Source organism: Microcoleus sp. S28C3, from assembly GCF_036700785.1.
GTDB classification, from domain to species: Bacteria; Cyanobacteriota; Cyanobacteriia; order Cyanobacteriales; family Microcoleaceae; genus Microcoleus; species Microcoleus asticus.
On the sequence record NZ_JAUBPO010000078.1, the window covers coordinates 1 to 13,147 of the forward strand.

At 45.9% G+C, this 13,147-nt stretch carries 16 protein-coding genes and 1 pseudogene; 8 read left to right on the plus strand and 9 right to left on the minus strand.

The features are described from left to right. Window positions 1-22: 22 nt before the first annotated feature. The 5 genes from QUA13_RS21725 to ndhC all read right to left on the minus strand — a co-directional run bounded on the left by QUA13_RS21725 (window position 23) and on the right by ndhC (window position 3,157). A complete protein-coding gene (locus QUA13_RS21725) occupies window positions 23-295 on the minus strand; it encodes a transposase family protein (RefSeq protein WP_333201810.1) in 273 nt (90 codons plus the stop codon). Window positions 296-669: 374 nt separating this feature from the next. Continuing rightward, on the minus strand, window positions 670-1,440 hold the full coding sequence (locus tag QUA13_RS21730) for a hypothetical protein (protein WP_333201812.1): 771 nt from the start codon (window positions 1,438-1,440) through the stop codon (window positions 670-672). Window positions 1,441-1,585: 145 nt separating this feature from the next. After that, window positions 1,586-2,089 carry an NAD(P)H-quinone oxidoreductase subunit J gene (locus QUA13_RS21735; RefSeq protein ID WP_172190238.1) on the minus strand — a complete coding sequence of 168 codons (504 nt, stop codon included), beginning with the start codon at window positions 2,087-2,089 and terminating at the stop codon, window positions 1,586-1,588. Beyond that, on the minus strand, window positions 2,082-2,804 hold the full coding sequence (gene ndhK, locus QUA13_RS21740; RefSeq protein WP_172190237.1) for a photosynthetic/respiratory NAD(P)H-quinone oxidoreductase subunit K: 723 nt from the start codon (window positions 2,802-2,804) through the stop codon (window positions 2,082-2,084). Before ndhK ends, QUA13_RS21735 begins: the two co-directional genes overlap by 8 nt. Beyond that, window positions 2,795-3,157 (minus strand): photosynthetic/respiratory NAD(P)H-quinone oxidoreductase subunit C, encoded by a 363-nt coding sequence (ndhC, locus tag QUA13_RS21745; protein ID WP_006635500.1) that lies wholly within the window; start codon window positions 3,155-3,157, stop codon window positions 2,795-2,797. The genes ndhK and ndhC overlap by 10 nt, the downstream gene beginning before the upstream one ends. Before the next feature lie 162 nt (window positions 3,158-3,319). On the opposite strand from ndhC, the gene QUA13_RS21750 reads away from it, so the two are divergent. From QUA13_RS21750 to QUA13_RS21785, 8 genes and pseudogenes are all read left to right on the plus strand, one after another. Next, complete coding sequence (locus QUA13_RS21750) at window positions 3,320-3,655, plus strand: rubredoxin (RefSeq protein WP_172190236.1); 336 nt, start codon at window positions 3,320-3,322, stop codon at window positions 3,653-3,655. After that, window positions 3,642-4,655 (plus strand): photosynthesis system II assembly factor Ycf48, encoded by a 1,014-nt coding sequence (locus tag QUA13_RS21755; RefSeq protein WP_172190235.1) that lies wholly within the window; start codon window positions 3,642-3,644, stop codon window positions 4,653-4,655. Before QUA13_RS21750 ends, QUA13_RS21755 begins: the two co-directional genes overlap by 14 nt. A 56-nt stretch (window positions 4,656-4,711) precedes the next feature. Then, window positions 4,712-4,960: a cytochrome b559 subunit alpha gene (gene psbE / locus QUA13_RS21760; protein ID WP_006635503.1), complete on the plus strand. Its 249-nt coding sequence runs from the start codon at window positions 4,712-4,714 to the stop codon at window positions 4,958-4,960. Between the two features lie 20 nt (window positions 4,961-4,980). Further along, window positions 4,981-5,118, plus strand: coding sequence for a cytochrome b559 subunit beta (psbF, locus tag QUA13_RS21765; protein ID WP_006635504.1), 138 nt, complete (start codon window positions 4,981-4,983; stop codon window positions 5,116-5,118). Window positions 5,119-5,127: 9 nt separating this feature from the next. Beyond that, on the plus strand, window positions 5,128-5,250 hold the full coding sequence (locus QUA13_RS21770; RefSeq protein WP_172190234.1) for a photosystem II reaction center protein L: 123 nt from the start codon (window positions 5,128-5,130) through the stop codon (window positions 5,248-5,250). Window positions 5,251-5,319: 69 nt separating this feature from the next. Beyond that, window positions 5,320-5,442, plus strand: a complete 123-nt coding sequence (locus QUA13_RS21775) for a photosystem II reaction center protein J (RefSeq protein WP_172190233.1) — start codon at window positions 5,320-5,322, stop codon at window positions 5,440-5,442. A 333-nt stretch (window positions 5,443-5,775) separates the two neighbouring features. Further along, complete coding sequence (locus QUA13_RS21780) at window positions 5,776-8,028, plus strand: transglycosylase domain-containing protein (protein ID WP_333201865.1); 2,253 nt, start codon at window positions 5,776-5,778, stop codon at window positions 8,026-8,028. 881 nt (window positions 8,029-8,909) lie between these two features. Then, window positions 8,910-9,494 (plus strand): annotated as a pseudogene (locus QUA13_RS21785) (IS630 family transposase); the annotation flags it as partial. On the opposite strand, the gene QUA13_RS21790 reads toward QUA13_RS21785, so the two are convergent. The 4 genes from QUA13_RS21790 to QUA13_RS21805 all read right to left on the minus strand — a co-directional run bounded on the left by QUA13_RS21790 (window position 9,469) and on the right by QUA13_RS21805 (window position 13,086). Beyond that, complete coding sequence (locus tag QUA13_RS21790) at window positions 9,469-9,933, minus strand: cytochrome b/b6 domain-containing protein (RefSeq protein WP_333201815.1); 465 nt, start codon at window positions 9,931-9,933, stop codon at window positions 9,469-9,471. The pseudogene QUA13_RS21785 and the gene QUA13_RS21790 overlap by 26 nt on opposite strands. A gap of 659 nt (window positions 9,934-10,592) precedes the next feature. Continuing rightward, a complete protein-coding gene (gene cobA, locus QUA13_RS21795) occupies window positions 10,593-11,402 on the minus strand; it encodes a uroporphyrinogen-III C-methyltransferase (RefSeq protein WP_333201817.1) in 810 nt (269 codons plus the stop codon). Beyond that, complete coding sequence (locus QUA13_RS21800) at window positions 11,399-12,133, minus strand: sirohydrochlorin chelatase (RefSeq protein ID WP_333201820.1); 735 nt, start codon at window positions 12,131-12,133, stop codon at window positions 11,399-11,401. Before QUA13_RS21800 ends, cobA begins: the two co-directional genes overlap by 4 nt. A 269-nt stretch (window positions 12,134-12,402) precedes the next feature. Then, window positions 12,403-13,086, minus strand: a complete 684-nt coding sequence (locus tag QUA13_RS21805) for a manganese catalase family protein (protein WP_333201822.1) — start codon at window positions 13,084-13,086, stop codon at window positions 12,403-12,405. Between the last annotated feature and the right edge of the window lie 61 nt (window positions 13,087-13,147).

The following is a 13,147-nucleotide window of genomic DNA, read 5'->3' on the forward strand; positions in this document are numbered from 1 at the left end:
AAATCCAAACTACCGAAAACTCCTAGAATACGGCTCTCTCAGAGCCTGACTCTCCCAAAATATGTCCGAACTGTTGGTCGTGGGATTTTAGATATACAGGACAAGCAAAAACAGACAAATCTCTTACTAAAATTGGTCGATTTTGATGCAGTTTTTCGGTATGATTGTTACAATGATGACAAACAATTCCTTCTGATAAAATGCTGAGTCCCAAGAAAATTTTTCCCTCAACTTGAGTACAAGTTTCAACGCTGACTCCAGGCAAGGCTAATAGATAGTCTAGATGGAATCTCATAACGGTAAATGTATTATTAGGTACATTTTACACCATAAACTCAGGAGAGCCGTCAGGATTACCTGTTATAATTTACTTACAGCACTTTGCTTAACAATTAGGTAGAATAGTAGAGGTGGTAAAAAAGAGAAAAATGAAACCCTACTCCTTAGATATGCGTCAAAAGATCGTTGACACAAGGAGAAGCAGGTAACACCTCTATTCCGAAAGTAGCAGAAAGATTTCAACGAGCGTAAAAGTACGGTACAAGCACTACTAAAGCCAAAAAAAGAGACAGGAAAATTACTCCCTAGTCACGCAAAGTGCTGTATTAGAGCGATCGCTTTAACGACCAAGCTCACCGGATGCAGATAACCTTTGGGACTCAACGTCATCTACCTTGAAGATTTAATCTTATCAATAACCTGCAACATTTTCTTTGCACAGGCAACTGCCTGATCTGGGGTTTGGCACTCTGATGCTCGGATTCGCTCAATATGAACCCCCTCATGGGCAAGCATAGTTGTCCTATCATGTGCTTCTGCTGGTGTTTCGTTGTGTACAGTATCACCATCTACTTCTACAACCAGTAAAACACCGTTTTTAACAATGACAAAATCTGGTTCAATTCTTTTGTATTTTTCACCACCTCTAATGAAAACGGGTAATGGAGCAAAGGATACCCCAAGTAATTTAAGAGCTTTGTAAAAAAGCACTTCGTTCTCAAAACGAAACAGAAGCCCGTCTACTGTTCTCGAAGGTATATTATCAGACCTAACACGACCTTGATTATTGACTCCTTTACCTGTGACCCAATTGTTTGCTTTTTCGCGCCACTCCTCACCTGGGCTCAGAATTGGACTAATAATCACATTAGCTAAACCATCATATGGGTATGATTTGAGAAGTATTCTTGCCTTGTCCAGAATTAGATTTTCACATACCTCAATATCGTCAGAAATTTGCGAGTAAAGCCAACCAGGAACTTGAAGATAGAGGTTGTAAATGTCTGCGTTAAATCCTTCCCCACAACACTCGATATTATACTCTGAATTTGCTAGGATAGCGACCTGACGCACGGAACCTTCTGACGCAAATAGGTTTGCGCTTGTCGCCAGAAGAGCTTCAATATCATTAATGAGTCTGCGACTTGGGTTTGAGGTCATGCGGAGGTATTATAATTCTTAGACTAAGAAGATCACAAAACATCGCCCTACAGCAATAGATTAAAAAAACAGAGGGCGAGTTTAGCATAAAACTTAACCCCAAAAGTCAAATTTTATGCTCTAAACCCGCCCTCGCAAAACTCTATTAATAAGCGTCTTGCAATTCGTAGAAATCGGGGGAAATGTAATCTTTCCGCAGCGGCCAGCCTACCCAATCTTCGTTCATCAAAATCCGTTTCAGATTCGGATGTCCTTCATAGACAATGCCGTACATATCGTAGGATTCCCGCTCTTGAAAGTCGGCTGCTTTCCAAATCCAGTAGACTGATGGCACTCTGGGATCTTCGCGGGGTACGAATACTTTGACGCGGACTTCTTCAGGCTTGGAAGCATTATCTGTCAGCTTAACCAAGTGGTAGACGCTGACTAAATCTTGTCCAGGGCCTTGGTCGTAGGCGCACTGGCACTGCATATAATTAAACCCGTAGGCGTACAGTGCTGTTGACATCGGAATTAGGAATTCTCGATCGACCTTTAATATCTCCACGCCCAAATTATCGGCCGCTAAAGCTTCGTGTTCAAAGCCATTTTGAGTCAACCACTGGGAAACCTTCCCGGCTTCAACAATTGCAGATTCTGTCTCAGCCACGGTTTACCTCCTGTTTTTGTCCTGCAAGCAGGGCCGGCGGTACTGGCATTCCCATTGCTTCGGTCAATTCTTTCGGCGGCGCCATCCGGCCCGGAACAGACAAGTATTTGCCGTCCAAAATGTCGTCTACTACTTTCATTTTGTGGGGTCTGGTGTAGTAGCGGTGGGTTGGGAGCAAATTGGCCCGTTCTTGCATGGAATTGTTGGCGATTTTTTTCCGCAGTTTGATAATTGCGTCAATAATCGCTTCTGGGCGAGGGGGACAGCCGGGGATGTACACGTCTACAGGAATCAGTTTGTCAACGCCTCTGACTGCTGTGGTGGAGTCCATGCTGAACATTCCGCCGGTGATGGTGCACGCGCCCATCGCGATCACGTATTTGGGTTCCGGCATTTGTTCGTACAGCCGCACCAAAATGGGGGCGTACTTCATGGTAATTGTGCCGGCGGTGATGATCAAGTCGGCTTGCCGGGGGCTCGATCGGGGTACTAAGCCGAATCTGTCGAAGTCAAAGCGCGATCCGATCAAAGCTGCAAATTCAATGAAGCAGCAGGCTGTGCCGAAAAGCAGCGGCCACAGGCTCGAAAGTCTCGCCCAATTGTAGAGGTCATCCACTGTTGTCAGGATGACGTTCTCTGAGAGTTGGGATGTGACTTCCGGGCGCTCGACTGGGTTGATCAGCGCTTTTTGTGATTTGTCAGAACTTAAGACCATTCCAAGGCTCCTTTGCGCCATGCATAGACAAGAGCAATAACGAGGATCGTGATAAAAAACAAGGCTTCGATAAAAGCCAGAAGTCCTAGCTGGTTGAAAGCAACCGCCCAAGGATACAGGAAGACGGTCTCTACGTCGAAGATGACGAAGACCAGGGCGAACATATAATATCGGATGTTGAATTGAATCCAGGCTCCGCCGATCGGCTCGACGCCAGATTCGTAGGTAGTACGTCGGTCGTAGGGACGACTTTTGGGGCGCAGTACCTTAGACGCCGTGAGGGCGAGGATAGGGACTAGGCTGGAAATTAACAGGAAGCCTAAGAAATACTCGTAGCCGCTGAGTGCAAACACGGTGAATAATTACTGCCTAGGTGAAAGGGTTCTGTAACTTGTCTGTTACATTATATAGATTTTGGGTAGCTAAAATTACGAGTTGGTTGAGATTAATCGTCCATCTTCTGCAATAATTTTTAATGTATATTTTAAGATTAGCTTACCTACTCTTTTGGAGCTATGAGCGATCGAGCCACTGAGACTAAGACCCTCGATCGGCACGAGTGCCGCGCCTGCGGCTACGTCTACGATCCGAAAAAGGGCGATCCTAAAATTGGCATTGCCCCGGGCACGGCTTTTGAAGATTTGCCCCAAACTTGGGTCTGTCCCGTTTGCGCAGCGCGCAAGTCGGCGTTTCAAAATCTCGGTCAGATGGAAGGGATATCGGGATTTAAGGCAAATCAGCGCTACGGTGTCGGTGTCAACGGCATGACCGAAGGTCAGAAAAGTTTGCTGATTTTTGGCGGCTTGGTCGTTGGTTTCTTGTTGTTACTTAGTATGTATGGTTTGCAGTAAGACGATTGTGAGATTTTGGCAACGAATTGTAATGTTATTGGCCGCTGCGCTCATCTGTACGAGTTGCAGCACGATCGGCTCCGTGAGTTACAACCCCTGGCAAGTTATTTCTTTGCCGACGAAAGCTAATTTGCAGGATATTGCCTTTACGGGCAATCCTCAGCACGGCTGGGTTGTGGGTTCGGAGGCAACTCTGCTCGAAACCTCCGACGGTGGCACTAGCTGGAAGTCTATAGCACTGGATATCGACGATCCGAGGTCGCGTTTTGCGTCGGTGAGTTTTTCGGGTTCAGAAGGCTGGATTGTCGGCCAGCCTTCTGTTTTGCTCCACACGAACGATGAGGGTAAATCTTGGACGCGGATTGCTTTGAGCAGTCAGTTGCCAGGTTCTCCGAGTACGATCGCGGCTTTGGGCCCGAATTCCGCCGAGATGACCACCGATGTGGGGGCGATTTACCGGACTTCTGACGGCGGCAAAAATTGGAAAGCTGTCGTGCAGGATTCTTTTGGGGTAGTTCGCAATATCAACCGTTCTGAAGACGGGCAGTATGTTGCGGTTTCCTCGAAGGGCAATTTCTACTCGGTGTGGAAACCCGGACAAGAAGCTTGGGAACCTCACAACCGCAACAGTTCTCGCCGCCTGCAAAATATGGGTTTTACCAAGGACGGGCGTTTGTGGATGCTCGCCCGCGGCGGTCAGATTCAGTTTAGCGACCCGTCCAATCCTGAAGGTTGGGGAAAACCGTTTTTTCCCGATCGCAAGGCGAGTTGGGGTTTGCTGGACATGGCTTACCGTACTGATAATGAAGTTTGGGTAGCCGGCGGCGGCGGCAATTTGCTGTGCAGTTTGGACGGCGGGAAAACTTGGCAAAAAGACCGCGAAGTTGAAGATGTTCCCGCTAATTTTTACAGGATTGTCTTTATGGGCCCCGATCGCGGATTTGTGATCGGCGCGAGCGGTACTCTACTTAAATATCAAGGTTCAGCGCAAGCTGCTTGATAGTAGAATATTAATAGAGATTGTCTGTCGATTTGTTGTTGAAAGGAGGATTCTAAATGGCTGGTACAACTGGAGAACGTCCGTTTGGGGACATTATTACAAGTATCCGTTATTGGGTAATTCACAGCATCACCATTCCGGCTTTGTTTATTGCTGGATGGCTGTTTGTGCAAACGGGTTTGGCTTACGATGCTTTCGGAACTCCTCGCCCTAACCAGTATTTCACACCGCAGCGGGAAGAAGTGCCCATTATCTCGGATCGCTTTGAAGCTAAGAAACAAGTAGATCAGTTCATTGCCAAGTAATTTAACAAGGATTTGGAAAAATGACGAGCAGAACCCCCAACAATGAGCCAATTTCGTATCCGATTTTTACGGTGCGGTGGTTGGCAGTTCATACTTTAGGTGTCCCAACAATTTTCTTTTTGGGCGCGATCGCAGCAATGCAATTTATTCAACGATAGGAGTTTACAATGCCTGAGCGCGTTCCTAATCCCAACGAGCAGCCTGTTGAGTTAAATCGGACTTCTCTTTATTTGGGTCTGTTGTTGATTTTTACTCTGGGTATTTTGTTTTCCAGTTATTTCTTTAATTAACTGGTGTCTGAGTTGGCTTTCGATAGTTCGATCGAATTTGTTTAGCTGTGAATTAGTGAGGTGATGGCTATGTTTAGTGAAAGTGGCAGAATTCCTTTGTGGCTGGTAGCTACTGTCGCAGGCCTCGGTGTTCTGAGCATTTTGGGTCTTTTCTTCTACGGTGCTTATGCCGGTTTGGGTTCTTCGCTGTAAGGAGAACTAAGCTGATTTTCGGCTTTTAACCCCCCTTGAAAAAGGGGGGTTTTAATTATGCGAAGTTTATTGGTAAATCTGGGATAAATGTTATGGAAAGTGTTAATTTTTTGGCAAGTTTATGATAATTTAATTCTCTTGTGAGAGCGGGATTTTTTGTGGTTGGGTGGAGATTCGCTCAATAAACTGCTCGCCTTGCGGGTTCACAACCCCAAAATCGATCGCCATTAGCCGACTATCGCCTCAAGAGTGTGGACAGATCCTGAAATTAGCCAAAAGTTGCGAGTAGAATGGTGCAAGAGCCGATCGCTCGATCGTAGTGCACAGCGAAATATGACCCCACCGCAGCCGCCCCGCAAACCTCAAACCGTCTTGGGTGCTATTACCCAAGCAGTCCAGACTATTGCTAAGGTTAATTTTAACCAGCTAGCGCTGAAACCGAATGCCAAAGTACCCGAACTGTGGGTGCAGGATGCGGGTGCAGCTAAAGCTGAGGTTTATCCGCTGTTGGGCGATCGATATTTGTTAGGTCGATCGTCCAAATCTTCAGATATTGTAGTTCGCAATCCCGTTGTCAGTCACGTCCACTTATCCCTGTCGCGGGATACTCGGCGGCGGACTCCTTTTGTCATCAAAGATGAAGACTCCACCAACGGCATTTACAGCGGCAAAAGGCGAATTAAAAGTATGTCGCTGCGTCACGGAGACGTGTTCACTTTAGGCCCGCCGGAACTAGCTGCCGCTGTCAGAGTTCAGTACGTATATCCGCCGCCTTGGTATTTGGAACTTGTGCGTTACAGCTTTTACGGCGTTAGCGGAATTACCGCCTTGATTGCGGTGTTGGTAGGTATGGAATCGACCAAGTTTCACGTGCGGCCTCTACCGAGAAGTATCAATGGCCCCGTGATTGTTTACGCCCGCGACGGGCAAACTCCGCTGCGTCCTCCTCAGAATAACGCTCACTTAGAATTAAAAAAATTGCAGGATTTTTCGCCCTATTTATCCAAGGCGGTACTTGCTTCGGAAGACAGCCGCTACAATTGGCATTTGGGGGTAGATCCGCTGGGCGTTTTGCGAGCACTTTTAACGAATGTTCGCGGGGGCGGAATTCGTGAAGGTGGTAGCACTCTGACGCAGCAGTTGGCGAGGAGTTTGTTTCGAGATTATGTGGGAACTCAAGATTCGGCGGGACGCAAGTTACGGGAAGCTGTAGTGGCTTTTAAACTGGAGAATTATTACAGCAAAGACGAGCTATTGCTGACTTATTTAAATCGCGTGTTTTTGGGAATTGACCTTTACGGTTTTGAGGATGCGTCTCGGTTTTATTTTGGCAAGTCGGCGAAGGATTTAACTTTGTCAGAGGCGGCGACTTTGGCGGGAATTTTGCCTGCGCCAAACAGTTTTAATCCGATTCAAAATTATCAGTTAGCGGTGCAGTACCGCGATCGAGTAATCGAACGGATGCGGGCACTGGGGACGGTTTCTCAGGAAGAAGCAGATCGCGCGAGGCGATCGCGAATTGAAATTAATCCCAAAGCTCGCGAATTTCTGCAAAGTACGATCGCTCCTTATTTCTACAGTTATGTATTTGACGAATTGGAGTTTTTGCTGGGGGAGCAGTTAGCCAGAGAAGGCAATTTTATTGTAGAAACAGGTTTGAATCCCGGCCTGCAAAAGGTGGCTGAAGCTTCCCTCAGAAATGCTGTAGAAAATGCGGGAGCCAATGCAGGTTTTTCTCAAGGAGCCGTGGTAACTCTCAATACTACAACAGGAGAAGTCTTAGCTTTAGTTGGGGGCGTAGATTACTTGAAAAGTCAGTTTAATCGGGCTACCCAAGCTTTGAGACAGCCCGGTTCTACATTTAAGATTTTCACCTATGCAGCCGCCCTAGAACAGGGAATCTCACCCGATAAAACTTATTCTTGCGAGCCGCTTTCCTGGGGCGGACAAAGTTACAGCGGCTGCGAAAGAACCAGCGGCAGTGCGGATATGTATCGGGGTTTAGCACAGTCGGAAAATGCAATTGCTTTGAGAGTAGCACAAGATGTCGGTTTAGACAATGTAGTGCAAATGGCCAGACGTTTAGGGATTACATCAGAACTGCGTTCTAACCCAGGTTTAGTATTAGGTGAAAGTGAAGTTAACGTATTACAATTAACTGGTGCATTCGGGGTTTTGGCGAACCGGGGTTTGGGGAATCGCCCCCACGTAATCAAGCGAATTATTGACAGCAGCGATTGCAAAGATCGAAATAATTTTAACAGTTGCCGGGTGATTTATGACTATCAAAAAGATGGCATTGCCAATCGCCAGTTAGTTTCTGAAGGCGTAGCGGATACGATGACTGATATGCTGCAAGGTGTTGTGCGGGGAGGTACGGGCAGCAGTGCTGCTTTGGGGTTGGGAGAAGCTGGAAAAACAGGCACGACTAATGATAATAGAGATTTGTGGTTTGTCGGTTATATTCCGAGTCAGCAACTCGTGACAGGAGTTTGGTTGGGAAATGATGATAATTCTCCGACTGGGGGAGGTAGTGCAAATGCCGCTCAGTTGTGGGGGGAGTATATGCGGGAAGTGGCGCGTTGAAATCCTTAGTCATTAGTCATTAGTCATTAGTCATTAGTCATTAGTTAGTAAGCGGTTGTGCATTTAAACTGTATGTTGAGGGCGGGCTTTCCTGCCCACACCACAAGAGTAAAAGTTTATTTTACCGTGCAATTTAAATGCGGATTAGCTTAGTCATTTTACCAATGACTAATGACTGCAGATGCAATATTGAAATTTATTCTACAGTCTGAGAAACTGAGCGAAAGCTAACGCTCAAGAGTGAGCAATGACATCAATACGTTATTGATTTCAGGACTGATTAAGGTTAACTGAGCGATGATTTTTTCAGGGCTTGGGTTGTTCGTCTCCAAAGCGATCGCACATATTTTCGTTGGTCGATCGCGTGCAGTACAATAAAGGCCAGGAAAGTATAAGCAATCCAGAAATGTAAATCTCCTGCAAAATCTACAACCGCTGCATTTTGAGGAAAGATACAGCGGTTCCCGCTGTAATGCGGTACAATAAAAAAAGGAAATATTATTCTGTATTCAAAACTAATGAAAGCATATTCCGTCGATCTCCGAGAAAAGATAGTGGCAGCACACTTGGTAGAAAAAATGTCAAGCGAGGAAAGTAGCCACCCGGTTTTGTGTTAGTAAAAGTCTAGTCCAAAAATTGATAAAGCAACAACGATTCGAGGGTTCTTTACAGCCTAAACCGAGGGGGAAACCACAATTTAGTCATCTAAGCAATGGGGAAACAGAAGTCAGAGAACTGGTGGTAGAGTATCCAGATGCCACTTTAGTGGAGTTGTGTGAATTATTTGCAGAGAAGACTGGGCATTGGGTGAGTCGGGCGGCAATGTGTCGCAGTTTGCAGAAATTACAACTACATCGTAAAAAAAAACATGGTACAGTCGCCAAGCCGCGACAGAAAGAGTCCAAAAATTAAGAGTAGAGTATTGGGAAAAAATCAAAGATATCGAGCCGGAAAATCTGGTATTTTTGGATGAGACTGGCATTATACTTGGCTTGACTAGAACTCATGCTCGTTCACAGCCAGGGAGAAGAGTCACTGAATTAAAACCATTTTATCGAGGGGCAAAAGTCACAGCTATTGGCGCAATTAGTATGAACAAAGTGCTAGCAGTGATGACAATGAATGATTCAATGGATGGACAAGCATTTGCCGTATTTATTGAAAAATTTTTATGTCCTGAATTATGGAAAGGAGCCGTAGTAGTTATGGATAACTTACCCGCCCATAAATTAGAATCAATTGTACCAATGATTGAAGCTTGCGGTGCAAGTGTCCTGAGCTTATCTCCGTATTCTCCAGATTTTAATCCCATTGAACTTTGGTGGTCACAACTCAAATCTTTTTTACGAAGGTTCTCTCCAAAAACCACGTCAATGATTGATAAAATCATTGCAGTTGCCCTCAAGTTAATCAACCCTAAACATTTAAGAAATTGGTTTACTAATTGCTGCTACTGTACCTCATAACAGCGGAAACTGCTGTATCTGGCAAGGTTGCCAGCCAGAAGAAAGGGACATTCCCGCTTTTATAGGAATTAGAGAGGAAAAATCCGCTCAGAGGAACCGCTAGCATAAACAGATAAATTGCCGTGTGCAGTAGAAACGTGCGAATCCACTCACCTGTAAACTTGGGGAGGCGGCGCGTATACTTACGCCACCAAACTCGCTGCAAAATGAAAATACGCCAAGTTAGCAATCCAATTGTCAACACCCCAATCGATTTATGCAAAGTATAAGCGTTGCCTCGTAATGGTGTATTGTCTGGCATTTTAACCATCCAAAATCCCCCAAGCAACAGCAGCAGATAACAGGTTGCCATCACCGCGTGCATTGACCATAATTGCTTGAAGGCTGAATTCGCTCTAGGCTGGGGCTTTGTCTCTTGCGGAACTAATTTGGAACTCATCTATAGCAATCCTAAATATTGAATGGTGTTTTGGTTCTGTCAGTCGATTTTATACTTTAGATTTTAGATTTTAGATTTTAGATTTACTCGACAGATGAATCGGGGAGCATAAACTAGGGTCTAAAATTTTTATATTTCCGCGATTTAATTCGGGGGCTTGTCTCCATTTTTGGGCGCGGTCATTCAATATATGCAAGTTCTATAAATCTCATATCAACAATTGATTTTTTAAAAAATTGTAGGTTTTTGGCGACCAAGGCAAAAGAGAAAATAGTTTATATTGCAGTACAGGAATCGAAACAAACAGTTATGCAACGGAACTTTGGAAAAAAAGCCTCAAAAAACGACAAAAAAAAATATTATCAAATTATCGCCTCACAACACGCAATGACTGCCAACAAACGGCGAGATTTTCCGCGCGCTTTCGCTGGCATCCAGTGCTGGACGCAAAACCCATGAACAACAGATGCTGCGATAGCTTTCATAATAGAGGGCGAAAGCTAACGCTCAAGAGCGAGCAATGACATAAATATGTCATTGATGCGTCCAAGAATGACATCGGAATGACATCGAGGGTGCGAACGTCCCTGGCGAGCCAAATCAGAGGGAGCGAAATCAAAGCGATCGAAATTAGAGCGCTTCTGACCCCATCCTCCCGCTTATTCTACAGTCTGAGAAACTGGCCGACAGCCAGACAATATCGAGTGCAAATTGACGACATTTCCGATTACTGCGATCGCAGGTGCTGCAAATCCAGTCGCCTCAACTTGCTCTACAATTGTACCCAAAGTCCCGATCAATTCTTCTTGTTCCGGCCGCGTTCCCCAGCGCACTAACGCTACGGGCGTTTCTGCACTCAATTGGGCTGCTGTCAACTGGCCGATAATGTAAGGCAAATTGTGGATTCCCATGTATACTACAATGGTTTCGGAACCCCGGGCGATCGCCTGCCAATTTACCTCCGGTCGATATTTTCCCGCTGATTCGTGACCGGTGACAAAGGTGACAGAGGAACTGTACGATCGGTGTGTTAAAGGAATTCCCGCATAAGCAGGGGCCGCAATTCCAGAAGTGACACCGGGTACAACTTCTACCGACACTCCAGCTTTTACCAACTCTTCCATTTCTTCGCCGCCGCGACCGAAGATAAACGGATCGCCGCCTTTGAGACGAACTACGATCGCATTATCTCCAGCTTTTTCTATCATTAACTGAGTTGTTTCATCTTGCATTAACGAGTGACGGCCTTTGCGTTTTCCGGCATCAATTCGTTCTGCTTGGGGGTTGATTGCTGCCAAAATTTGAGGGCTGACTAAAGCGTCGTAAATCACCACATCCGCGCACTCTAACAGAGCTTTTCCCTTCAAGGTCATCAAACCCGGATCTCCGGGTCCCGCACCTACTAAATACACTTTTCCTAAGGACATTTTTCTTGCTTCCTTTACCTCTTCTGTGCCACTGCGGTTCATTTTTGAATTAAATCCCCAATTAAGTCTGCTAATTCTACACTTGCGCCTAGAGGATTTGCGAGATGAAGTTCCGCCGCAGGAAATTGCTGCTTTAGCTGTGCGACATTTTTGGCGATCGCATCTGTAATTCCTCCATTAAATAAGAAGTATGGCACAATTCCAATTTGCTGCTGTCCACCACGAACCAAACTGTCAATTTGCTCTTCCAAACTCGGCTTGACCGACCAATACGCTGTCTGTGCACCGAGTTGGCTGGCGATTTCCTCAACTGTCGAGTTACCTCCGGGGCGACGGCTGCCGTGAGATAATAAAATCCATTTTGGCCATAGCAGATTGGGGAGAAAAGTCACCTCTTGCATCTGACTTTTTACCAATTTTGTTAAGCCTGCTTTCTGGGAACCTAAATGCGGGCGCAATTCAATTTTTAGCTTGTCACCAAAAGTTTTTTGGGCAATTTCCACCTCTGCCGGTATGTCTTCGGCGACGTGAACTCCCGGCAATAAAAATACAGGCAGGATTTGCAATTCTGTCAGTCCCAGCGACAGGGTACGTTCGCCAAAACTGCAAATTTGTTCGTGCAGCGGTGCGGGCCCGAGTTCTAAGGTGGCAGTTGCTACTGCGGGGAACGAGTCACCAAAATTTTGAGACAGCAGTTGACCTAGGTTTTCCAAAGCTAGTTGGGGTCTGGGGTCGCGGCTGCCGTGAGAGACTAATAAATAGGTCGATCGCAATTTCAATATGGATTTAATGTTAATGTTCGATCGGGATCTGGACTTGCGCGCACTAACTCAAGAAACCGGGTTTTTCCACGGTGGCAAGAGGCTGCTGCGAAGTATTTTCGTAAAAAAAACCCGGTTTCTGCTTGAGTCCGGGAGAGTTTCAATAACTATAACATTTTTTAGCCGATCGCTCTTGATAGCAAAGAGTAGGTTGGGTAGAGCTTCGCGTTACCCAACCTACTCGGCTACTGTGCTGCGAGGCTAATTGCGGAATATTCCGATTAAGCTCTGGGGCCTGGTTCAGCAATGTATTGGAAAGTAGGTTCAGAGTTCCAAGGGCCGCGTTCATCCTTGCCGTTTGTGGACAAGTTAAAGTAGAGATCCACAGTGGAATCTGGCGGAATATTGCCGAACAAAGGATCGGTGAGTTTACCCAACGATTCTAGAGCTTTCATGAACATTTGAGTGTGAGAAATTTCGCGAGTCAGCAGGAAATGCAGCGTCTTTTTCGTTCCTGCATCCGGTGCGAGTTTAATCAATTCTTCGTAGGTTTGGCGAGCTCCTCCTTCGGCAGCGATATCAGCGCGCAAATCGCGCACCACATCCCCGCCTTCGTTGATATAAGCTGCTGTCCAAGCTTGACCTTGGCTGTCTAACAAGTGTGGGCCTACGCCGCGCACGGCAAACAAAGTGCTTTTATAAGCTTCTGTTTGGTCAACGTTTTTGGTGTGCATTTCTATGAGTTGCCCCACCATTTCTAAGTGGCTGAATTCTTCAATGGCAATATCTTGGAGCATATCCTTAATCCCTGCATTTTCACAGTGAAATGACTGCACCCAGTATTGCAAAGCTGCTGTCAGTTCTCCGGTTGCTCCGCCAAACTGTTCTAGCAGCAATTGCGCAAAACGCGGGTTAGGTTGGTCTACTGTCACAGCAGACATTAATTCTTTTTTGTGAAAAAACATGGATCGGTACCTCTTTTTACTTCTCTTGCTAAAGTCTGAAGGATTGCAGACTTTATCTGTG

Excerpts from the sequence above, each read along its gene's own strand:
- QUA13_RS21780 (WP_333201865.1), top strand. The coding sequence starts at position 5,776 with ATGACCCCACCGCAGCCGCCCCGCAAACCTCAAACCGTCTTGGGTGCT.
- QUA13_RS21775 (WP_172190233.1), top strand. The coding sequence starts at position 5,320 with ATGTTTAGTGAAAGTGGCAGAATTCCTTTGTGGCTGGTAGCTACTGTC.
- QUA13_RS21725 (WP_333201810.1), bottom strand. The coding sequence starts at position 295 with ATGAGATTCCATCTAGACTATCTATTAGCCTTGCCTGGAGTCAGCGTT.
- QUA13_RS21755 (WP_172190235.1), top strand. The coding sequence starts at position 3,642 with ATGGTTTGCAGTAAGACGATTGTGAGATTTTGGCAACGAATTGTAATG.
- QUA13_RS21805 (WP_333201822.1), bottom strand. The coding sequence starts at position 13,086 with ATGTTTTTTCACAAAAAAGAATTAATGTCTGCTGTGACAGTAGACCAA.
- QUA13_RS21750 (WP_172190236.1), top strand. The coding sequence starts at position 3,320 with ATGAGCGATCGAGCCACTGAGACTAAGACCCTCGATCGGCACGAGTGC.
- psbE (WP_006635503.1), top strand. The coding sequence starts at position 4,712 with ATGGCTGGTACAACTGGAGAACGTCCGTTTGGGGACATTATTACAAGT.
- psbF (WP_006635504.1), top strand. The coding sequence starts at position 4,981 with ATGACGAGCAGAACCCCCAACAATGAGCCAATTTCGTATCCGATTTTT.
- QUA13_RS21790 (WP_333201815.1), bottom strand. The coding sequence starts at position 9,933 with ATGAGTTCCAAATTAGTTCCGCAAGAGACAAAGCCCCAGCCTAGAGCG.
- cobA (WP_333201817.1), bottom strand. The coding sequence starts at position 11,402 with ATGAACCGCAGTGGCACAGAAGAGGTAAAGGAAGCAAGAAAAATGTCC.
- QUA13_RS21770 (WP_172190234.1), top strand. The coding sequence starts at position 5,128 with ATGCCTGAGCGCGTTCCTAATCCCAACGAGCAGCCTGTTGAGTTAAAT.
- ndhK (WP_172190237.1), bottom strand. The coding sequence starts at position 2,804 with ATGGTCTTAAGTTCTGACAAATCACAAAAAGCGCTGATCAACCCAGTC.
- QUA13_RS21730 (WP_333201812.1), bottom strand. The coding sequence starts at position 1,440 with ATGACCTCAAACCCAAGTCGCAGACTCATTAATGATATTGAAGCTCTT.